Annotated in this window: 17 protein-coding genes; 4 read left to right on the forward strand and 13 right to left on the reverse strand. The window is 63.2% G+C overall.

What is annotated here, in order from left to right:
* Positions 1–22: 22 nt before the first annotated feature.
* The 6 genes from GGR62_RS10045 to GGR62_RS10070 all read right to left on the reverse strand — a co-directional run bounded on the left by GGR62_RS10045 (position 23) and on the right by GGR62_RS10070 (position 10164).
* Positions 23–2179, reverse strand: a complete 2157-nt coding sequence (locus GGR62_RS10045; protein WP_184407768.1) for a S8 family peptidase — start codon at positions 2177–2179, stop codon at positions 23–25.
* A gap of 53 nt (positions 2180–2232) precedes the next feature.
* On the reverse strand, positions 2233–3213 hold the full coding sequence (locus GGR62_RS10050; protein WP_184407769.1) for an ATP-binding protein: 981 nt from the start codon (positions 3211–3213) through the stop codon (positions 2233–2235).
* Positions 3214–3343: 130 nt separating this feature from the next.
* Positions 3344–6031, reverse strand: a complete 2688-nt coding sequence (gene aceE, locus GGR62_RS10055; protein WP_184407770.1) for a pyruvate dehydrogenase (acetyl-transferring), homodimeric type — start codon at positions 6029–6031, stop codon at positions 3344–3346.
* 799 nt (positions 6032–6830) lie between these two features.
* Complete coding sequence (locus tag GGR62_RS10060) at positions 6831–7832, reverse strand: arabinogalactan endo-1,4-beta-galactosidase (protein ID WP_184407771.1); 1002 nt, start codon at positions 7830–7832, stop codon at positions 6831–6833.
* A 413-nt stretch (positions 7833–8245) separates the two neighbouring features.
* Positions 8246–9568, reverse strand: a complete 1323-nt coding sequence (locus tag GGR62_RS10065; RefSeq protein WP_184407772.1) for an XVIPCD domain-containing protein — start codon at positions 9566–9568, stop codon at positions 8246–8248.
* On the reverse strand, positions 9565–10164 hold the full coding sequence (locus tag GGR62_RS10070) for a hypothetical protein (RefSeq protein WP_184407773.1): 600 nt from the start codon (positions 10162–10164) through the stop codon (positions 9565–9567). The genes GGR62_RS10065 and GGR62_RS10070 overlap by 4 nt, the downstream gene beginning before the upstream one ends.
* A gap of 298 nt (positions 10165–10462) precedes the next feature.
* Between GGR62_RS10070 and GGR62_RS10075 the strand changes: the two genes are divergently transcribed.
* The 4 genes from GGR62_RS10075 (at position 10463) to GGR62_RS10090 (ending at position 13964) form a co-directional block, all read left to right on the forward strand.
* Positions 10463–12412, forward strand: coding sequence for a SpoIIE family protein phosphatase (locus GGR62_RS10075; RefSeq protein WP_221229129.1), 1950 nt, complete (start codon positions 10463–10465; stop codon positions 12410–12412).
* Positions 12409–12840 (forward strand): ATP-binding protein, encoded by a 432-nt coding sequence (locus GGR62_RS10080; RefSeq protein WP_184407775.1) that lies wholly within the window; start codon positions 12409–12411, stop codon positions 12838–12840. The genes GGR62_RS10075 and GGR62_RS10080 overlap by 4 nt, the downstream gene beginning before the upstream one ends.
* Positions 12837–13256 carry an STAS domain-containing protein gene (locus tag GGR62_RS10085; RefSeq protein ID WP_184407776.1) on the forward strand — a complete coding sequence of 140 codons (420 nt, stop codon included), beginning with the start codon at positions 12837–12839 and terminating at the stop codon, positions 13254–13256. Before GGR62_RS10080 ends, GGR62_RS10085 begins: the two co-directional genes overlap by 4 nt.
* Positions 13257–13340: 84 nt before the next feature.
* A complete protein-coding gene (locus tag GGR62_RS10090) occupies positions 13341–13964 on the forward strand; it encodes an HAD hydrolase-like protein (RefSeq protein WP_184407910.1) in 624 nt (207 codons plus the stop codon).
* Between the two features lie 114 nt (positions 13965–14078).
* Here the strand turns inward: GGR62_RS10090 and GGR62_RS10095 are convergent, their stop codons facing one another.
* The 7 genes from GGR62_RS10095 to GGR62_RS10125 all read right to left on the reverse strand — a co-directional run bounded on the left by GGR62_RS10095 (position 14079) and on the right by GGR62_RS10125 (position 20835).
* Positions 14079–14798, reverse strand: a complete 720-nt coding sequence (locus GGR62_RS10095) for a GntR family transcriptional regulator (protein WP_184407777.1) — start codon at positions 14796–14798, stop codon at positions 14079–14081.
* 79 nt (positions 14799–14877) lie between these two features.
* On the reverse strand, positions 14878–16233 hold the full coding sequence (locus GGR62_RS10100; RefSeq protein WP_184407778.1) for an SLC13 family permease: 1356 nt from the start codon (positions 16231–16233) through the stop codon (positions 14878–14880).
* 87 nt (positions 16234–16320) lie between these two features.
* Positions 16321–17241: a malonate decarboxylase subunit epsilon gene (mdcH, locus tag GGR62_RS10105; RefSeq protein ID WP_184407779.1), complete on the reverse strand. Its 921-nt coding sequence runs from the start codon at positions 17239–17241 to the stop codon at positions 16321–16323.
* 217 nt (positions 17242–17458) lie between these two features.
* Positions 17459–18421, reverse strand: a complete 963-nt coding sequence (gene mdcB, locus GGR62_RS10110; protein WP_184407911.1) for a triphosphoribosyl-dephospho-CoA synthase MdcB — start codon at positions 18419–18421, stop codon at positions 17459–17461.
* A 155-nt stretch (positions 18422–18576) separates the two neighbouring features.
* Positions 18577–19218: a malonate decarboxylase holo-[acyl-carrier-protein] synthase gene (gene mdcG / locus GGR62_RS10115; RefSeq protein WP_184407780.1), complete on the reverse strand. Its 642-nt coding sequence runs from the start codon at positions 19216–19218 to the stop codon at positions 18577–18579.
* A 1-nt stretch (position 19219) separates the two neighbouring features.
* Positions 19220–19924 carry a biotin-independent malonate decarboxylase subunit gamma gene (gene mdcE, locus GGR62_RS10120; protein ID WP_184407781.1) on the reverse strand — a complete coding sequence of 235 codons (705 nt, stop codon included), beginning with the start codon at positions 19922–19924 and terminating at the stop codon, positions 19220–19222.
* Positions 19915–20835 carry a biotin-independent malonate decarboxylase subunit beta gene (locus GGR62_RS10125; RefSeq protein WP_184407782.1) on the reverse strand — a complete coding sequence of 307 codons (921 nt, stop codon included), beginning with the start codon at positions 20833–20835 and terminating at the stop codon, positions 19915–19917. Before GGR62_RS10125 ends, mdcE begins: the two co-directional genes overlap by 10 nt.
* Positions 20836–20881 lie beyond the last annotated feature (46 nt).

Raw genomic sequence — 20881 nt, forward strand, 5'->3', positions numbered from 1 at the left:
TGCTCGTCAGTAAAACGTTTCTTCACGTCCAATCTCCTTCGGGGTAGGGAATTGGACTCCAAACTGGCGTGCTACTCAAAATCGGGGGGACGTCGCGGCCACGCTCGCCGGGGTTAGGTTCAACAAAGTAAGAAAGGGTAACCCTTAGTTCCACCTCTTGATCTAGCAAATCTTGCAGTGCCGCCGTTGGCCATGGAATTTTATGCATCTGCATATCGCGAGTTGCAATATTGCCACCTCGACGAGTCCCTCCGACAACCTGAACCGGCTTCTTCTCAAATGGCTGCAGTCCGGACTGTACAAGCAGAGTTAAGGAGTCGGACCCGCTATTAAGCGCTTTACTGATATCCGGGCGCCCCCATCCACAATGCCGCAGCCTAAATTCAAGCTGGTCTCTACCATTCCCCGGAAACTGACGTAAGAGCTCATCAGTCCAGTCTGCGCTATGCACTATCAAGGCCCGTACAGTTTGCGGCCATAGTGACGGATACTTCGTCATGACTTGTGCAGAAAAATGGGAACCCAATGCAGTAGCCGCGCTAGTAGCCTCCGTATTTACAAATGTCCTCTGAAGAGGAAGATGGTATGTCGTCAGAAGACTTAGACTATCAGCACGACTAACGAAAGCTCCATCTGAGGCGAGATTCCCTCCCTCGAATACAACGTCGGGCTTGAAAGGAAATTCCCGATTCCACCCAGCGGAGGTACTGCAAAATGGACTCAACCCTCCAGCTGGCGCCATTGGAAAATAGTGTCGCATTCCATCCTCGGTGATTTCATATTTTTCAGTAATTGCCCCCACTGTTAGAGAATTCCAGGACTGCGCCGGATCTTCGATAGACGTCCCACTATTTAGTCCAAAATAATGGCCAGACTGAGTGTGGTTAACATTCCCTCCGCTTACAATCATAAGCCGGGGATTTCTACCGTTCTCTAGCCAATCAGAAGTTAACGAGTCAATCTCCGAGGACCAGGCTGTTGCCCTCCCAGAAATCGTAGTCCTAGTGCTAGTCACCGCCATCGAAAACAGCCGAGACCTAGACGGATATTGAATCTCCGGGCGACTCACCGCCTGTACGGTTATACTTGCAAGATGGTCATCCCCATTGAATCCGTCTCTGGGCTGGATTTTCACTGACTCTAATCGATGGCCAATAGTCACGAAGTCATTTCTGACAAGGCAATTAGTTAAGTCGCCCCATATTGCCAGCCCAGACTGCTCAGTACCGTGACCATGATCATCATCATTACCCCATGCTGGATCGGCTGTATGCATATCTCGCATGGATAGCAGCGGTGAGATCAGTGGGTGAGCGCGAGAAACTCCTGTATCCAGAATACAGATATAAGGAACATCTGCGCCCTCATCAGGGAACGAGGCTCTAGCAATTAGATTTTCAGACCAATCAGCCTGCTCATTAGTCGGCATTTCAATAAAGAATTCAGCAGATTCAGGCGCATAGCGTAACTCTGCAAGCTGACCAAGCACGGCAGCGGAAGCCCTCATTTGCGCGATGGAGCCCACGACCTGCAACACCAATCTTTCCGGAAAAGCCAGCACGCTCTGGCCAACACGCAAACCTTGGGCTTCACATGCCGCCCTAAAGCGTGAAACGCGCAACTCCTTTAGTTGCGCATAAAGCTCAGGATTTCTATATTTCTTAACAGGAAGTCCGAGCCAAGCTTCGAATCGAATAACTTCATTATCCATAGGGAGCGGCGCTTCATCCGTCCAAAGATCCTCCAAGACGGCAGAGCGGATACTTTGAATTGCATCGACTAGCTTCTGATTATCTCTTGGCGCACGCCTCAAATAAGCAGCGATCTTATCTTCGAAGTGCGAGAGCTTTCCGTCCGGTATCCAAACCGCCGCCAGCGTCCTTCCGTCGATGTCACGAACACTAAGCAACTCGATACCAGAGGCCCGTTGCTCTAAACTGTCAACAGCCAATTCAATATCCGGAAAGCTGGAGAACAATACAGTGATGCCAAAGCCATCATCCCATCCGTGCTCACGCTGAAGATCAAGCATCTCTTCGTAGTCGCGCTGAACATCCGACAAGTTCTGGCGCAAAATAGACGCTTGCGTAGCCCTATTTCGCTCGGGAGTAGCGTATGGATTTCCACCGCGCCCTGGATACTGATATCGTTTTGTCGAAGTAAAAATTTCCGGCAACATCAAGTGTGGGCGCGGATTCCTTGGCATAGCGCAAGCTCCTTCTTAGTTATTTCTTACGCAAATTGCTTCCAAACAGTTTTCATCATCTGGCGTTCGGCTAACATTTCAGCCACATGCTTAGAGTCGACCACTTTATCCCCACGAATCAAAGCTTCTTTTATTGCATCTTCAGCAGCCTTAGTAATTTCAGCATAACTCAAACCCTCAGCACCTTTAGTCAAAGCCTTCCATGGCGGGCGAGCTGGCATAAACCTTAAGAGCCGCCCCTTCAACAGGTCACGAATCTGCTTTTCGTCAGGCAATCCATAATTGAGCACATCATCAAATCGCCTTAAGAGCGCGTAGTCCAAAATGCCCGGGTGATTTGTCGCGGCGACAACTAGACTATGCGACTGATCCTGCTCCAACATTTGCAGGAAACTATTCAAGATTCTGCGGACCTCGCCGACATCGTTAGCCCCTCCTCTTTGCGAGCCGATCGCGTCAAATTCATCAAAGAAATAGACGCCTCGAGTAGCGGCAATCGCATCAAATACCTGCCGCAGCCGAGCCGCTGTTTCACCCATAAACTTGGTAATCAGCACATCCAGACGGATAAGAAAAAGTGGCACACCCAATTCCCCAGCTAGCACGGAGGCGCTCAATGTCTTTCCAGTGCCAGGCGGTCCTACAAGCAGAAGTTTTCTGCGAGGAGAAAGACCATGAGAGAGAAGGCTGCTAGCACTCCGCTGCTCACGGATGATTCGTTCTAGCTGTGCGTGCAGACCAGCACCAGTAATGAGATCGCTCAACCTATTCTTTGGATAGGTTACTGAAAGCAGCGCACCAAGATCCCCGCGAGGCTGGTGTAAAGCAACGGTTTTGGATGGCCGGGCCTTCCCAGCATCAACCAACTGTTTTATTTCTTCAGCTGCCTTCAAATGCCCCTTGCGTGCTTCCTGTGCAGCCCACTGAAGCGCGACCGCATAGAAGCGCTCATCATTACCATCTTTATGAGATAGCAGAAGTGCTTTTAGTTGTTCGGCCGTCGACATATGTCACCATTAATCATTCCAGAGCCGAGATCAGCTGTGCCTGAGGCCAGCTTGATGAGTCAGGCCTCCAACATACGAAGGGCGATCATAGATCGCCCTTCGTATTCAGTACCAGTAGAGTCTCAGATCCTTAGACCCCAACAGGATTCGCTTTCTCAGGATCAATCTTGTACTGCTTGATCGCCCGGGCCACATCCTTGCCGGTCATCTTGCCATCCTTCGCCAGCGCGGCAATGGCCGCATGCGCGATGTAGTAACGGTCAACCTCGAAGAACCGGCGCAGGTTCGCACGCGTGTCCGAGCGACCGAACCCATCCGTGCCGAGCACGCTGTAGGTCATCGGGACGAAGGCGCGGATCTGGTCGGCAAACAGGCGTACGTAGTCCGTTGCGGCAATCGCCGGGCCCTGGCGGCCTTCCAGCAGCTGGGTGACATAGGGCTTGCGCTGTTCGGCCTCCGGGTGCAGGCGGTTCCAGCGTTCGGCGGCGAAGCCGTCGCGGCGCACTTCGTTGAAGCTGGGGCAGGACCAGATGTCGGCGGTGACGCCGAAGTCCTTGTCCAGCAGCTCGGCTGCGGCAATGGCCTCGCGCAGGATGGTGCCGCTGCCCAGCAGCTGCACGCGCAGCTCGCCCTTCTTGGGCTTGCCGGCGTCCTTGAGCAGGTACATGCCCTTGATGATGCCCTCGGCTGCGCCGTCCGGCATGCCGGGGTGGGCGTAGTTCTCGTTCATCAGGGTGATGTAGTAGTACTCATCGATCTGGTCTTCCATCATCGCCTTCATGCCGTGCTGCATGATGACGGTGACTTCGAAGCCGAAGGTCGGGTCGTAGCTACGCACATTCGGAATCGAGCCGGCGATGACCTGGCTGAAGCCGTCTTCGTGCTGCAGGCCTTCGCCATTGAGCGTGGTGCGGCCGGCGGTGCCGCCGAGCAGGAAGCCACGCGTGCGCATGTCCGCTGCCTGCCAGGCGATGTCGCCCACGCGCTGGAAGCCGAACATGGAGTAGTAGATGTAGAACGGCAGCATCGGCACGTCGGAGACCGAGTAGCTGGTGCCGGCGGCCATCCACGAGGCGATGGCGCCCGGCTCGCTGATGCCCTGCTGCAGCACCTGCCCGGTCTGGTCTTCGCGGTAGTACATGAGCTGGTCGGCATCGACCGGCTTGTACTTCTGGCCGAACGGGGCATAGATGCCGATCTGGCGGAACATGCCTTCCATGCCGAAGGTGCGCGCCTCATCGGCCACGATCGGCACGATGCGCGGGCCCAGTTCCTTGTCGCGCAGGGCGATGTTGAGGCTCTGCACGAACGACATGGTGGTGGAATAGCTGCGCTCGCCGCTGTCCTTGAGCAGGCGCTCGAACTTGTCGAGCGTGGGCGCCACGAACGACTTGCTGGCCTTGGGACGGCGCGAGGGCAGAAAGCCGCCCAGCACGTTGCGGCGCTCTTTCAGGTACTGCACTTCCGGGGAGTCTTCGCCGGGGTGGTAGAACGGCACCTGGCCGTCTTCCAGCTGGGCGTCGGTGACCGGAATGTTGAAGCGGTCGCGGAAGTGCTTGACCGCCGCGTCGTCCAGCTTCTTGGTCTGGTGGGTGGGGTTGAGCGCCTCACCGGCCGAGCCCATGCCGTAGCCCTTGACCGTCTTGGCCAGGATCACGGTGGGCATGCCGGTGGTGTTCACGGCCTGGTTGTAGGCGGCGTACACCTTGTGCGGGTCGTGGCCGCCACGGTTCAGGCGCCAGATGTCGTCGTCGGACAGGCCGGCGACCATGGCCGCGGTCTCCGGGTACTTGCCGAAGAAGTTGGCGCGCGTGTAGGCGCCGCCGAAGGCCTTGCAGTTCTGGTATTCGCCGTCGACCGTTTCCATCATCAGCTTCTTCAGGACGCCGTCGGTGTCCTTGGCCAGCAGGGCGTCCCAGTAGCCGCCCCAGAGCAGCTTGATGACGTTCCAGCCGCCGCCACGGAACACGCCTTCCAGCTCCTGGATGATCTTGCCGTTGCCGCGCACCGGGCCGTCCAGGCGCTGCAGGTTGCAGTTGACCACGAAGATGAGGTTGTCCAGGCCTTCGCGGCCGGCCAGCGCGATGGCGCCGAGGGTTTCTGGCTCGTCGCTCTCGCCGTCGCCGATGAAGCACCACACCTTGCGGTCGGACTTCTCGATCAGGCCGCGGTTTTCCAGGTAGCGCATGAACTGCGCCTGGTAGATGGCGGCCAACGGGCCCAGGCCCATCGACACGGTGGGGGTCTGCCAGAACTCGGGCATCAGCCACGGGTGCGGGTAGGACGAGATGCCCTGGCCGTCCACTTCCATGCGGAAGTTGTCCAGCTGGGCTTCGCTGATGCGGCCTTCGAGGAAGGCGCGGGCGTAGATGCCCGGGGCGCTGTGGCCCTGGATGAACAGCAGGTCGCCCGGGTGGGTGTCCGAGGGCGCGCGCCAGAAGTGGTTGAAGCCCACGTCGTACAGCGTGGCGCTGGAGGCGAACGAGGCGATGTGGCCGCCCAGGTCGCCCGGCTTGCGGTTGGCCCGCACGACGGTGGCCATGGCGTTCCAGCGGATGATCGAGCGGATCTTCCACTCCAGCGCGGAATCGCCGGGGTTCTTGGCCTCGTTGGCCGGTGCGATGGTGTTGACGTACTCGGTAGTGGGCGAGAACGGCAGGTAAGCGCCGGCGCGGCGGGTCTGTTCGACCATGCCTTCCAGCAGCTGATGGGCGCGCTCAGGACCTTCTACATCGATGACGGCCTTGATCGATTCGAGCCACTCCTGCGTCTCAAGCGGGTTCGGATCGTTGTGCAGCACTTCGTTCAACCAGTTCATTAGCGCTCCCGGGGGGACACACCCCGCGGGTGTGTCGACATCGTGAATTCGTGAACCCGCAAGTGTACCGCACGCACCTGTTGCCATTCCTCGCTACGGGTGCGTATGGAATGGGATGGTGTCGTGCAGTGAGTGGGCTCTGGTGATTGCTGGAATGGGGGGCCGAGGATGGCGAACACATCGTGTTGTCCAGATGCGACGGGGTGACAGGCAGGCGGCAGCGCTACGGCGTACAGGACGGGCTGAGGCTGGTGACGTTGACCGGGCGTGTCGACAGGAGCAACGCGTGTGCCGATGACCGCTACTGGCATACGACCAAAGGATGAGGCCGGCGCAGCTGAGCAGGGGGCCGCTGCACCATAGCGTTCTCCCGCTCGCGTCTCTTCCTCCCTGAGGAAAAGGGAGCCTGCAAGCGTGGATGAGGATGCAAGCAAAGCCACACGCAGTTGGAACGCCACAAGGGCTTCGCCCCGAACCCTCACCCCAAGCCCTTCTCTCGGGGAGAGAGGAGCTTGCCATGCCGAAGCTGTCAGCCAACGGTGGTGGCCGCTCCCTTCTCCCGCCTGCGGGAGAAGGTGCCCCGCAGGGGCGGATGAGGGCGCAAGCGAAGCCACATGCCGTTGGAACACCACGAGGGCTTCGCCCCGTACCCTTGCCCCAACCCCTCTCCCGAGAGAGAGAGGGGCTTGCGGTGCAGAAGCTGTCAGCCAACGGTGGCTGGCAGTTCCCTTCTCCCGCCTGCGGGAGAAGGTGCCCCGCAGGGGCGGATGAGGGCGTATGAGGGCGCAAGCAAACCCGATCAGAACGCCTGCAACGCTTCGGTCAATTGGCCGTTGTTGTTGACCGCGCCCATGGTGTAGCCCTGCCAGCCGGGGTAGGCGTCGGGTTCCCAATAGAACACGCCGAGCACGCGCGCGCCGATGGCGTTGCTGCGGCTGAGCAGGTTGCTGAGCATGGCGCGGGTGGTGGCGGCCTGCTGCCAGTCCATGCCGACCTCGGCCACCACCACGTCGCTGCCGTAGCGGGAGATCATGTCGCGCATGTTGGTGTCCAGCCGGCTGTTGTAATCCTGCCAGCTGCCGACCGGTGGGTAGTGCGACATCCCGATGACGTCCCACTTGCCGCCGGCCGAGCGCAGGTTGTCGAAGAACCAGCGGAAGTTGGCGTTGTCGTCGCCGTTGGCCAGGTGCACGATGACCTTGGCGTTGGGGTACACGGCCTTGGTGGCGTTGTAGCCGCTGTTGATGAACTGGCCCAGGTTGGCGAAGTTGGGCGTCTTGCCCTCGTTCCACAACATGCCGCTGTTGATCTCGTTGCCCACCTGTACCCAGCTGACAGTGATGCCGTTGTCCTTGAGGTACTTGAGGATGCCCTGGGTGTGGCTGTAGACATCGGTATTGAGCTGAGCGACGGAGTGGCCCGCCCAGGCGGCCGGCTTGGTCTGCTTGCCGGGGTCGGCCCAACTATCGCTGTAGTGGAAGTCGATCATGATGCGCATGCCCTGCGCGGCGGCACGCTTGGCCTTGTCGAGCGTGTCGCGGCCATCGTTCCAGCCGCCGGACGGGTTGACCCACACGCGCAGGCGGACCGCATTACCGCCAACGTCCTTGAGCAATTTGATGAAATCGGTGGTGTTGCCCGATGCATCGCGAAACACCTGCGACGGATTCGCTGCAGCCTGCTGGTTGAGCCAGCTGACATCGGCCCCCTTGGCAATGCCTTGCGCGCCTGCGCCGGCACTGACGAAACACGCAAGCACTACCAGCAGCAGGCGACTGTAACCCGTACGAAAAACGCGCATGAAACCTCTCCCTTGATCGATGGATATCACGCCACACGACGCCTTGCCTGATCCCCTGCACTCGATGCATGGCGTGTGGCGATACGGTGCTCGCGATGGCGGCGACTGCTGCCAAGCGCTGGCGATTCAAGCACGGCGCCGCAAGCAGTCGCGCTCGCTATAGCTGCTGCGTCGTTGCGGCATAGCTCAGCCGCAGAAAGCGTTGAACTGGCGAACTGGCACTTTTTTGACCAGCGCAATGTTGTGCGGGTGCAGCAAGAAGCCGGCGGGGCATTGCGCGACAGCATAAAAAACGCCGGGCAAGCCGGCGTTTTGTGCAACGTGCGATGGACCTGGCTGCTTATTCAAGCCGCGCCGCGTCATGGCTGCCGGCAACGCGTGTGCACGCCCTACCCGCCCACGCATGCGCGCGCTCAACCCATCGCGCGTGCGCCCTGCTGTTGTTGCTGGGTCTGCGTTTGCTGCTGCTCCATCGCCACCGATTGGCGTGCAGCATTTTCGGCAACGCGCTGGCTGCTCTGCTCCAACGGGGTGTTCATCGCGGTCATCGTCTCCACGCTGACGCGCAGCTGCGCGGGATCGTCCACGCGGCCCTGCACGGCGAAGGTGCGTGCGGCATCGGGACTCAGCATCACCGCGTCGATGCGCTGACCACCGGCGGCATGCATTTCCGACGCCAGCGAGCCGGACAACTGCGCACTGTGCTGGTCGGGTGTGCGCCCCGCACGCGCGTCCTGCGCATGCACGCCCCGCTGTGCATCCTGGAACAAGGTATTGCCTACGTGCCCTGGCTGATCGATCCGCAGCGAGGTGTGGTCGTTCCCGTGTTCGCGCGCATCGCGCTTGGCGGGTTCGCCCGGCGCGAGCGGACCACGGATGGCGTCGATGGCGTCCTGGCCCAGGCCACGTGCGCTACGCGTCAGGATGGTCGTGCCGGTGCGGAGCCCATCCACATCACTGCGGTATTCGTCGATCATGCGCGCGTTCTTTTCCGCGAGCGGACGCGCATTGGGATCGGTGAGCGCCGAGTGCTCGCCCAGGAAGTTGCCCAGCTTGTGCGCGCCCAGCGAGCCACCGGCCGCCACCAGCGGGTAGTCGGGAATCAGGAAGTTGGCCTTGCTGTTGCTGTAGCCGGCGCCACTCAACGTGGCGATCTCGTTCGGCTTGGCGTAGATGCGCACCTGCCCGAAATGCGGCGAGGCCGCGCTGACCGGGTCGGACGCCATGACGTGGTTGACCACGCTGTTGCCGCCTTCCGGAATCCGGTAACTCAGGCTGGCTGCGCCATACGAATTGAAGGTCTCGCCCTTGAGGTCGTAATGGTGCGCGGAGACTTGCGCGAGCGCACCACCGAGGGAGTGGCCGGTGACGGTGACTTCGGGGGTGTGACCGGTTCGCTTTCCAACATCCTTGGCAATGATCAGCGCGTCCTGGGTCAGCGCCAACGCATCGGCGGCTTGTGGATTGGTCCGCGAGGTAACCATGGTCGCGTCGGTAAGAATGTCCTTGGCGGCTCCTTCCGTGCCCCGATGCGCGACCACGATCTCGCCACTGCCTTCGCGCCGATAAATCGTGCCTTGATAGCCAGTGGCCTTGTTGTTGACGTGATCGAGAACCGCGTAACGCTGCCCCTCGACCACGACGATTTCCTCCTGACCCGGCGCACGTCGACCGACGGCGCGATCCTTGTAGGCATCTTCAGACAAGCCCGCATATTGCGGTGATGGGATACTCATGGCGCAACTTCCTTGGCAGCCAATGTGATGGTGAAGAGATTGTCGCGGATCTCAGGCTTGAACTTCTCGGGGCTCAGCTCACCGGTGTCCGGGAAGCTCTTGGACTCCGAGCGCGGATAACCTTCCTTCCAGTAATACTTCGTCTGCGGCTGCTGCGCCGTCACCGTCGTGCCTTCGATAAACGACAGAAAACGCGTTTCTTCTTCGGCACCGGTCGCCTTGAGCAGCACGCTGGCGCCGCTGAATTCCCAATGGCAGACGCCGCGACCGTAATAGTCTTCGTCCTGCATCAGATCCAGATAGACGGTGCCGCGATACTCGGTGTCGGAGATCTTCTTGAGCGCGAAATCTTCCTGGCTGGTGATGCGCCCGGCGGTGCCGGTTTCGGACTGGATCTTGCCGCATTCCTGCTCATTGGCCACGTCGTACTGCGCTGCGCCTTGCACCAGACCAAACGCGCCCGGCGCTTTGTCCAGCGTCAAGGTGACCTCGAAGGCCTTGCGCGGGCTGGGGTTCAACTTGGCAAGGCCGCGTCCGCCTGCCTCGACGTCGGCTTCTGCAACGGCCTCGGCGGCGGGGGATTGAGTCTGGGTCATGCTTGTCTCCGGGCCGCTACAGGCCGTCAGCAAAAGGGCCAGCAGGCTCGGTGTCAGAATCTGGCGCAAGGCCGGCCTCCATGGCGTTAGGGGGAATCAATCTAGTTGGCTGCTACACGTCGGGTCAATCTAGCGCGCTCCAGGATGAGGCCGCTGTGAGCAGTTTGTGAATGATCGCAAAGCTGCCATGATCGGATGCATCCGCCGCCATGGAGCGCGTGACATCGCCGCTCGCGCTCGACCACTCGCACAGCAGCTACCGGTCACCCCGCGCGTGCACTGGCGCAACAGCTTGCGCATGCGCGTGCTGCTGGCCGCCACGGCCGTGTTGGTGGCGTTGCTGACGGTGCTGGGAACGGTGTTTTACCTGGGCGCGCGGGCCGAGTTGGTGGAAGCGGCGCGGGTGGAGGTGGACGGCTTGACCGAGCAGACCGCGCGCAGCCTGGCGGCGATGCTGGATTCGGTGCAGGTAAGCGGCCGCACGCTGGCCGCCAGCAGCAGTGGCGTGGGGCTGCAGCCATTCAATCTGCGTGCCTTGCTGCTGGCCACGCTCGTCGGCGACCCGGATATCGGTGCGGCGCGCCTGATCATCGAGCCACGCACGCAGAAAGCCGGCGACGCGGGGTTTGTCTGGTCGGTGTCTCGCAACGGCACGCGGACGGTCGAAAAATCGGCGCTGGAGCTGGGCTACGACTACCGTGCGATGCCGTGGTATCTGCGCACCCGGCAGCAAGGGCGTGCCTGGTGGTCCGAGCCGTCCCTCGATACCGATGGCGGCAGCCTGTACACCAGCTACAACCTGCCGCTGCGGCGGCCCGGCGACGCGCTGGATGCGCCGCCGGTGGGCATGGTGGCGGTGGATCTGCCGCTGCAACACCTGCACGACATCATCGACCAGTTGCCGCGCGACATCAGCATCCGGCCGATGTTGTTGTCGCCCGAAGGCATGCTGGTCTTCAGCCCCGATCCTGCGCTCAATCTGCGTTACACGCTTGACGCCTACGTGGCGCGTTCGCGGCCGGACCTGGCACCCTTGCAGCATGCGTTGGCGGCAGGCCAGCCAATTTCGTTCTCGCATACCGCCCCCGATGGCGAGCGCTTTCTGACCCACAGCGCGGCGGTGGGGAGCAGCGGCTGGACCTTCGTGTTGTCCGCATCCGAAGGCTATGTCCTGGCCGGCCTGAACTGGCTGGCCGCCTGGGTGGCGCTGGCGGCGCTGCTGGGCGCGGTGGTGTGGTGGTGGCTGATGGGCCGCATCACGCGCAAGTTGACGCGGCCGTTCGAGGAACTGACCGATACCGCCGAACACTTCCGTCGTGGCGAATTCGAATACCCGCTGCAACACATCGAACGCAACGACGAAGTGGGGGTGATGGCGCGTGCGTTCGATAGCGCACGCGATGCGCTGCGCCGCCACATCGCCGAGATCAGCGAGATGACAGCGGCACGCGAGCGCATGCAAAGCGAATTGCAGATTGCGCGTGAAATCCAGCAGGCGATGCTGCCTTCCGGGCGTACCTTCGACCGCGCCAGTTCGCATCTGGAAACCTGTGCGTGGCTGGAACCAGCCAAGGCGGTAGGCGGCGATTTTTACCACTTCGTCGAGACCGAACCGGGCGTGTTGTGGTTCGTGGTGGGCGATGTGTCCGACAAGGGCGTGCCGGCGGCCTTGTTCATGGCACGCGCGCTGAGCGTGCTGGAAATCGCCGCACGCCGGCATACGGGTCCGGACAGCATCCTGATTGCCGCCTCCACGCGGCTGGCGGAAAACAACGACACCTGCATGTTCGCCACCGTGCTGTGTGGGGTAATCAATGTGCTCAGCGGCGACTACTGGCTGGCCAGCGCCGGCCATGAGCCACCGCTGTTGATCGATATCGATGGCAGCGCACGTGTGTTGCCGCTGGAAACCGGCCCGCCGCTGGGGATCGAGCCGCAAGCGTCCTACCCGGTATTGCGCGGCCGCATGAGCGCCGGGCAGACCTTGCTGGGGTTCACCGACGGCGTGACCGAGGCAATGAATGAGCGGGGCGCCAGCTACGGCCTGGAGCGGCTGCTGGGCGCGCTGCGCCCGCGCCGCAGTGCTGCAGCGCAATGCAAAGCGGTAATCGCCAACATCGCCCGCTTCACCGGCAAGGCCGATCCGTACGACGACATCACGCTGCTGGCGATCCGGCTACGTCAGGAGCATGCTGGACGGGACACCGACGCTGCCCGGGGCATTCCCGGCAAGGCAACCGACCGATGATGCTCGAACTGGCAATCGCCCCGTCGCTGGACGATCTGGCCTATGTCAACGACACGCTGCAAGATTCGCTCATGCGCGAAGGTCTGGGTGCCGAGCGCATCGACCAGGTCCGGCTGATCGTGGAAGAGCTCGGTTGCAACGCACTCATCCACGGCCGGCCCGTGGAGCGTCCGTTGCGGTTGCAACTGCAACTGGACCCGCAGGCGCTGGTGCTTGAGTTGCACGATCCAGGAATCGCCTTCGATCCGCGCGACATTGCTGTACCAGACCTGGCTGCAGAGCTCGATCAACGCCCGATCGGCGGACTGGGGTTGTTTTTAGTACATCAGTTCGCCGATCACATCGACTATCACCACGACGGTGCATACAACGTCGTACGCGTCACCCTGCTCCACCCGTACGCTCCTGTCCCTGAGGTACTGTCATGACTACGCTCGCGATCCAGATCGATCCGCCGCAAGGCACCCGTCAACGCGTCATCCTCACCGGACGCCTGGACACCCATACCTATCAGGATCTGGACGCGGCATTGTCGCCGCTGCTGGGCACCCTGATCACTACCCTGGTGCTGGATCTTTCCGCGCTGGAATACATTTCCAGCGCCGGCATCCGCTGCATCTTCAAGGCCCGCAAGGCGCTGGCAACGCGCAACGGCAAGGTGCTGGTTGCCAACCCGCAACCGCAGATCCGCAAGGTGTTCGACATGGTCAAGGCGGTGCCGCTGAGCGATGTGTTCGCCTCCACCGACGAGCTGGATGCGTATCTGGCCGCAATGCAGCGCAAGGTCATCGAACAGCACGCGCAGGGTGATACGCCGATCGTGCCGCACTTCGCCGAGGCGTAACGCACAGCACCTGTGCGCGGGCGTGCCTGCATGCGATGCGTGCGCGACAATGGCGGGGCGATGACGCCTGCCAACCGTGTTGCGATGCCCAAGCTGATGATCTTCGACTTCGACGGCACCCTGGCCGATTCGTTCGGCTTCTTTCTAAGCGTGCAGCGTACCTTGGCCGAGCGGCACGGCTTTCGCGCAGTGCAAGCCGATGAAGTGGACGCCGCACGTCGCCTGAGCACGCGTGCACTGCTCAAGGCCTCGGGCCTGCGCAGCTGGCGCGTCCCGCTGGTCGCCGCCGACTTCATCGGCCTGATGCGCGCAGCACCGCCGGTGGCGTTGTTTCCCGGGATTGCCGAGGTGTTGAAGACGCTGCACGCAGGCGGCACGCGCCTGGCTGTGGTGTCGTCCAACTCGGTCGAGAATGTGCAGCGGGCCTTGGGCCCGGAGTTGAGCGCGAGGTTTGCACGGATCGACGGTGGTGCGCATCTGCTGGGCAAGCAACGCGCCTTGCGTGGTGTGCTGCGTGGCACCGGGCACGCGGCATCGCACGCGGTGTATGTGGGCGACCAGGTTGCCGACTGGGACGCAGCGCGCGCGGTGGGATTGCCATTTGCTGCGGTTGCTTGGGGCTATGCGCATCCGGAGGTATTTGCCGGGTTGACCGGGGCACAGCTGATCGAACACGTGGGCGGCCTGCTTGCGTTGGATGCGCGCTAGCACTGCGGCGGTTCTCATCCGCCCTTCGGGCACCTTCTCCCACAAGGGGGAGAAGGGAAGCATGTTTGGGTGCAAGTACTGTGCGCAGCGCCGCCAGCAGCGACGCACCACCTTCTACACGCCGCCCACCCGCGGCAACGGCGCCGGCACGTTCAACATGCCACCCGCCGCCACGTATGCCGCCAACGCCTGGCCCTGGCTCAACAGATGCGTGTGCATCGTCCGCTCCGCGCCTTCCGCATCGCCGCGCCGCACGCAATCCATCAATTCGCGGTGCTCGGCCAACGACTGCGCCATGCGTCCTGGCGTCAACAACTGACGGCCGCGATGCATCTTGAGAATGCGGTGCAGATCGTGAGTGACCCGGATCAACCACGGATTGCCCGCGTAATGCTGCACGGTCTCGTGGATCAGATAATTGTTGCGGTAGTACTCGGCCAGATCGCCAACCTCGGCTGCCGCTTCCATCGCCGCATGCAACGCTTCCAGGCGATGCACACCGTCTGCATCGATGCGCTTGACCGCATCGTGGGCGCAGCGGCCTTCCAACATGGCCATCACCGGGAACAGCTGATTGAGATCTTCCAGCGTCAGCCGCGTGACCCTGCTGCCGCGGCCCGCGTCCAGTTGCACCAGCCCCTCGGCCGCGAGCAGCTTGAGGCTCTCGCGTAACGGGGTGCGGCTGATGCCGAGCTCTTCGGCCAGGGCCGGCTCGTCGATCCACTCGCCGGGTGGCAGCGCGTAGTCGTAGATCTTCTGGCGCAGGCGCTCGGCCACTTCCTCGTACAGCGGTACGCGCTTCCTGGCAGCGCGCGAATCGGGAGCGAGGGTCATGGCGGAAGGATCGTGGACGTCGGCGCGGGGGCGCCCATTCTACGGGCACGCCCCCAACCCCTGCCGCGTGCGGGATGGTTCATAGCCAAGCCGGCACCACAAATATCAGCCATGCCGTCAGCGGCCCCAACAGCACCACCAGCCCGCTGTAGATCAGGAAGCGACGGAACAGCGCGTCCCGTTCGTCCTTGGCGGCCGAGGCCACCACCAGGGCACCATTGGTGGAAAACGGGCTGACGTCGACGATGGTGGACGATACCGCGAGCGCACAGATCACCCCGGCCGCTCCCAACTGGCCCTGCATCAGGAACGGCACCGCCAGCGGGATGGTGGCGCCAAGCACCGCCGCCGACGAGGCGAACGCGGAGACGATGCCACCGACGTAACAGACCAGTAACGCACCCAGCAACGGCATGCCGATATGCGAGACACCGGTGCCGATGTAGTCCACCGCGCCGGCCTTTTCCAGCACCGCCACGTACGTCACCACGCCGCTGATCAGCAGCACCGTGGACCAACTGATGCCATCCACCGCGCCCTTTTGCGCATTCGGCGAGATCAACGCCAGCGCAACGGCGACCGTGATCGAGACCAGGCCGACATTGAGGTTGTAGACCAGCGCTGCCACGCCCAACCCAAGCAGGCCCACCAGCGTAATCAAGCGATCGCGGGTGATGGCGACGGCCTCCAGTGCCAGCGGATTGGTCGACAGCGTCCCGCCACCGGCGGCCACCAACGAGCCGTGCCCTTCGATCGCGAACGGGCGCTTGGACGCTTGATCTTCGGCCACCGGCACGTATTGCGCATCGGTCAGCGAGACTTCCTGCCGGCGCATCAGCTTGAGTCCGCCGAACGCGCAGAAACAGATGATCGCCATCATCAGGTTGAACCCCAGGCTGGTCAGGAACACCGTCATCTCGGTGACGTCCAACCCGGCCTTTTCGACCACCTTGTTGGTGATGCCGCCATACACGCTGATCGGCGAAAACCCACCGCCCTGCGCGCCATGGATCACCAGCAGGCCCATCATCAACGGGTTGATGCGGTACTGTTTGGCAAAGCGCAGCGCCACCGGGCCGATGATGGCCACCGCTGCCGGCCCGAGCGCACCGAATGCAGTGAGCAAGCCGGTGATGACGAACATCACCCACGGGATCGCCACGATGCGTCCGCGCACCGCGCGCACCGCCCAATGCACCAACAGATCGATGGTGCCGTTCTTCTGCGCAATGGCGAACAGATAGGTGATGCCGACCAGGGTCAGGAACAGGTCGCCCGGAAAGCCGGCCAGCACCTCCTTGCCGTCCAATCCCACCCACACGCCACCGACGATGAACGCCAGCGCGAAGGCCACCGCACCCATGTTGATGGGCAATGCGGTGGCAACGATGAACATGATCACCAAGCCAAGAATCGTTGCGATTTGCGGAGTCATGCGCCCTCCCAGACACCTGAGTCATCTACAGCACGGATGGCCACCCGCCATCCAAGGGTCACGCCATGTACGGCGCCGGCCTCACGGTCATGCCGCGCGCTCGCACGCAGCAGTGACCCACTCCACCACGCCTTGCATGCTGTGGAATTCATCCACCGAACGCGCTTCGCAGTCAGGGACCACGTCGCGGGCCATGCGCGCCAATGCGCTGCCTGGCCCAAGTTCGAGAAATACGCGCGCACCGCGTTCTGCGGCCTGCACCAGCACAGCGTTCCAGCGCACGGTCTGCGCGATCTGCGCGGACAATGTCTGGATCACCGATGCCTGCGTGGTGACCACACGCGCATCGATGCCGGCCAGCACACGCAACGTAGGGGCTTGCAGATCGGCGTCATTGAGTTCGACCGCGAATGCATCGGCGGCCGCGCGCAACCACGGCGTATGTGCCGGCACGCTGACCGGCAACAGCGTGGTCCGTGCGCCCCGCGCCTGCACGTCAGCGGCAAGCGCTTGCAGCGCATCATGCGGACCGCCGAGCACAGCGTGATCGTCGCCATTGAGGATGGCCAGCGCCGTCCCGTGGGTTCGACAAAGCGTTTCGAGCACGCGCAGCGGCAGACCGACCACGGCCATCAATCCGGCGTTTTCGGGACTGGCGGCATCCATCGCGCGCGCGCGGGTGGCCGCCAGCTGCAAACACGTCTCGATGCCCATGCTGCCAGCCACTGCATGGGCGGCAAGCTCGCCAACGCTGTAACCGAGCACCAGCAGCGGCGTGGGCAGCTGGTCGTGCAGCACCTGCCAGTGCGCCAACGTACCGGCACACACCAGCGGTTGCGCGGTGGCGTTGGCGTAGCGGTGCGGGTCTTCGGCAAGTGTCTGTGGTGCGCTGCCGAGCACCTTGGCCGCGGCGGCCAGCACGTCGATGGCGGCGGGCGCGTCGGCAACATGCGCGAACATCCGCGCGTGCTGACCGCCTTGACCTGGACATAGCAGGGCCAGACTCATGGGCTGGCCTGCTTGCGTGCTGCCGAATGCTTTGTGCGGGAGCTGCACTCATCCGCCCTGCGGGCACCTTCTCCCGGTTCCGGGAGAAGGACAACGGTGCCGCTGATGCGGGGCGGGTTTGCACGCGCCACAGTTGGCAACACCGGGCGAAGGAGAACGCAGCGGCGCACGCGCGATGAGGTGACGCGCCGCGTGACGCATTGCCTGAGCTGCTTGCTCATGCAGTCTCCTGGCAATGCAGAAACCATGCGCAGGCCAGCAGATCGGCGCTGCCGCCCGGGCTCAGACGGCGGGCGACGAAGTGCGTGCCGATCTCCGCAAGACGCACACGCCATTGCGGCTGCGCGATGCCGCCATCGGCAAGGAACGCGCGTGCCTGTGCTTGCGCGTAGATCAGGCCTTGGTGGCCGCCGCGATGCAGCAGGTTGAGATCATCCACTTCGGCGACCAACTGCATCAGCGTCTGCGCCAATGCCGCTTCGCGTGTTGCGCCACTGTTCAATGCAGTGCGCAGACACGGCAGCGCGATCTCGCGCAGCAGTGGATAACCCGCTGCCGCCTGCTCGCGCACGCCTCCGATCCTGTACTGCGCGCGCACGCGCTGACCATTGCTGCGCGGATCCAGCGGCGCGGCCTCCAACGCGGCACGCCATTCCTGCACTCCGTGGCACACGGCTTCGGCCGAAGGGCGTTGTCTGCAGCTCACGTGCAGACGCGCCGCCTGGGCAGTGAGCAGGCCCAGGCTGAAGATCGCACCGCGATGGGTGTTGACCCCGCCAGTGGCGCGTAACATCGCAGCTTCGGCATCGATGCCCAGCTGACGCAGTCGCGCAAAGGGTGCGTTTTCGATCGCGGCCTGGGCAATGGCGACAAAATAGCCACGCAATGCAAACAGGCTGCGCAGGAAGGTGGACGCCTCCATGTCGGTATGACTGCCGTTGTCGAACGGCGTTACCAGGCCGGGTTTGGGCACGCAGGCCAGTTCTGCATGCAACGCGCCGACGGCCAGCCGCCCCAACCGGTACGCCAGCGGGCTGGCTGTGGCGCGCTCGGGATGCGATGCGCTGTGCAACGCCGCGTTCTGTTGCACGGAGCCATGCGCCCGTGCGTCAGTCGTTATCGCAGGCAGCTGGCGCGATTGGCCGGTTGCACTGCCGCCATGCAGCGCAGTGGACGACATTGAGCCAGGCGGTACCGATTGCGCCGGCGTCGATGTGCCCGCTCCACATGCCGCGCGCCGCGCCGCGTCGACGGACATCGCGACCGCATGCAGGCCGGCGATACCGCCACGCGCACCTGCAGGCTCGACATCGGCAGCACGTTTCAGCAGCGCACTCATGCCGCGCTCCACACCGGAAACAGCGCTGCACGCGGCAACAGACGGCAGCCGTGATCGGACTTCACCAATACCTGTTGCGCGCTACCTGCGTATTCGCGCCAGTTCACTGCACCGCCGTCCGGCAGCAACAATTCGCCGTCTGCACGCAGGCCGTGGCGGTGTTGCCAGCGTTGCAACAGCACGACCACCGCATGCGCCTGTTCGGGCGTGGCGATGGACCACAGCAGATCCAGATCCGACTGCGCGTGTACATACGCAAGCCCCGTCAGAGCCTGCCAGGCAAAGCTGCCGAACACACGCGGCTGCAATGCATGGGCACGGGTCTGGGTGAGCAGGGCCTGCAAGGCCGGCTGCATCTGGCCGGGTGCGTGCGCGATCACCGCCTGCAGCTGCAGGGGCGCAGCGCGACGGGCGATATCGGCCGCCTTGGCGGTCAATGACAGGCGTTGTTTGTCTTCACTGGGTGGCAACGGCACGCCAAGCCTTAGCGTACCGAGTGCTTCGCTGCCATCGCGGCGGGCCACCACTGCCGGCAACCCGGCAGCAAACCAGTGCTGCAGACGCCGCTGCGCGCCCGGCGTGAGCGCTTGCCATGGCGCGCTCGGGCGCAACCACACCAGTGCGTGGCGGCCGGTCATGTCAGGCCTCGCCCGCTGCCACCGCGGCGGCGACATCGCGCGCCAGGGTCCGCCCGCCGCGTTGCGCGCCGAGCGCACGACGTCGATCGCCCTCGCTGGGTGCGGCCAACGCATCGAGCAGCGCCTGCGCCAGATCGCCACCCCACAACGATTCCACCGCACCCATGCGCACGTAGTTCTCCACGCCTGGCGCGAATACCGGCGAGCGCTTGCTCAACGCCTGCAAGGTTTCCACCGATTGCTTGGTGATGCGCGCCATCGCACGCAGGTCCATCACGCGGATCTGCGCATCCGGCAGCGCGTGGATGTGGTCGGCCATCAAGCCGAACGACAGAAAGCCGCCGCTGACCGATTCGCCATAGACCAGCGTGACCAGCCGTGCGCCGCGCTTGCGCGCAAGATCCAGCGACCGTGCCAGATGCGCGAAATAGCCATTGATGCCGAGCAGTTCGTCGCGCCGTGCGAGCCGCTGGCCGGCGGTGTCGGCCAGCATCACGATCGGTCGCTGCGGATGCGCGCGCGTACTCGCCAGCACCGTGGCGGCCAATGCCAGCGCGTGGTCCACACCGACTTCCAGCTTGTTGGCGGTACCGATGACGGTGACCTCGCCTGCAGCCGTGGTTGCGCTGCCGGTGAGGACGTCATCGTTGCGCGTGATGCGGTGACCGAGCGGGAACAGGCGATCCAGCAGCTGGCTCAGTTCCATGGGGTGCTCCGATCGGCGGTGGCGGCAAGAAAGTCGTCGGTATCCAGCAGCGGCAGGCGTGGCGCATCGACGATGCCCTGCAGCGCCCAGATGTCCAGGCCGTCGCGGCAGTCGCCGTACGCATCGATGCGCGCGGCCAAGTGCTGATGCGCGTGCTCCAGCGCCTGCAGGGCGTCGTCGCCTGCAGGCTCGGCCGACGTCGCAAGTGTGGTGACGGCGGCATCGGCGAACGCGGCGATGCGATCGGCGACCAAGGTCTGCGCCTCGCCAAGCAGATACCGATGCTTGCCGCCGGTGACGCGCCACACCAGTGCGCGGTCGCGGGCGTCGAACTCTTCCACGCCGCGCACGGTCTCGATCACGTCCGGGCCGGACAGCGACAGGCGGCCTTCTTCGGACATGATCACCGCGCTGCAGCAGCGCGCCACGATGCCCATGCCGCCGAACGCGCCATTGCCGCTGCCGATCAAGGCCAGCACCGGCACGCCGGCCGCGCGCGTGTCGAGCGTGGCGCGCATGATCTCGGAAATGGCGATCAGCCCGGCATTGGCTTCGTGCAGGCGCACGCCACCGGTGTCGAGTAGCAACAGCACCGCGTCCGGCTGCGTGGCGGCGGCGCGTTCGAGCAGGCCGGTGAGCTTGGCGCCATGGACTTCGCCGACGCCGCCGCCCATGAAGGCGCCCTGCTGGGCGGCGATCAGGACGGTGCGCCCACGCAACCTGCCTTCGCCCACCACGATGCCGTCATCGAAGGCGCCGGGCGTATCGAGCTGAGCGAGATGCGGACTGACCAGACGGCGACGCGGGCCGACGAACTCGTGAAAACTGCCGGCATCCAGCAGCCCCTCGATGCGCTCGCGTGCTTCGGCTTCGTAGTAGCTGCGCTCGGCCAGGGGGATGGTGGTGCTCATGCGTGGCTCCCGTTGGCCCATGCAGCAGCGCAGGCATGCGCAAGCA

It is taken from the genome of Xanthomonas sp. 3075, assembly GCF_014197275.1.
GTDB lineage: Bacteria > Pseudomonadota > Gammaproteobacteria > Xanthomonadales > Xanthomonadaceae > Xanthomonas > Xanthomonas campestris_B.

Coding starts and splice junctions, on each gene's coding strand:
- mdcH (WP_184407779.1), bottom strand. CDS start 17,241: ATGAGTCTGGCCCTGCTATGTCCAGGTCAAGGCGGTCAGCACGCGCGG.
- GGR62_RS10070 (WP_184407773.1), bottom strand. CDS start 10,164: ATGACCCAGACTCAATCCCCCGCCGCCGAGGCCGTTGCAGAAGCCGAC.
- GGR62_RS10095 (WP_184407777.1), bottom strand. CDS start 14,798: ATGACCCTCGCTCCCGATTCGCGCGCTGCCAGGAAGCGCGTACCGCTG.
- GGR62_RS10060 (WP_184407771.1), bottom strand. CDS start 7,832: ATGCGCGTTTTTCGTACGGGTTACAGTCGCCTGCTGCTGGTAGTGCTT.
- aceE (WP_184407770.1), bottom strand. CDS start 6,031: ATGAACTGGTTGAACGAAGTGCTGCACAACGATCCGAACCCGCTTGAG.
- mdcB (WP_184407911.1), bottom strand. CDS start 18,421: ATGTCGTCCACTGCGCTGCATGGCGGCAGTGCAACCGGCCAATCGCGC.
- mdcG (WP_184407780.1), bottom strand. CDS start 19,218: ATGACCGGCCGCCACGCACTGGTGTGGTTGCGCCCGAGCGCGCCATGG.
- GGR62_RS10125 (WP_184407782.1), bottom strand. CDS start 20,835: ATGAGCACCACCATCCCCCTGGCCGAGCGCAGCTACTACGAAGCCGAA.
- mdcE (WP_184407781.1), bottom strand. CDS start 19,924: ATGGAACTGAGCCAGCTGCTGGATCGCCTGTTCCCGCTCGGTCACCGC.
- GGR62_RS10045 (WP_184407768.1), bottom strand. CDS start 2,179: ATGTTGCCGGAAATTTTTACTTCGACAAAACGATATCAGTATCCAGGG.
- GGR62_RS10065 (WP_184407772.1), bottom strand. CDS start 9,568: ATGAGTATCCCATCACCGCAATATGCGGGCTTGTCTGAAGATGCCTAC.
- GGR62_RS10085 (WP_184407776.1), top strand. CDS start 12,837: ATGACTACGCTCGCGATCCAGATCGATCCGCCGCAAGGCACCCGTCAA.
- GGR62_RS10075 (WP_221229129.1), top strand. CDS start 10,463: ATGCGCGTGCTGCTGGCCGCCACGGCCGTGTTGGTGGCGTTGCTGACG.
- GGR62_RS10090 (WP_184407910.1), top strand. CDS start 13,341: ATGCCCAAGCTGATGATCTTCGACTTCGACGGCACCCTGGCCGATTCG.
- GGR62_RS10080 (WP_184407775.1), top strand. CDS start 12,409: ATGATGCTCGAACTGGCAATCGCCCCGTCGCTGGACGATCTGGCCTAT.
- GGR62_RS10100 (WP_184407778.1), bottom strand. CDS start 16,233: ATGACTCCGCAAATCGCAACGATTCTTGGCTTGGTGATCATGTTCATC.
- GGR62_RS10050 (WP_184407769.1), bottom strand. CDS start 3,213: ATGTCGACGGCCGAACAACTAAAAGCACTTCTGCTATCTCATAAAGAT.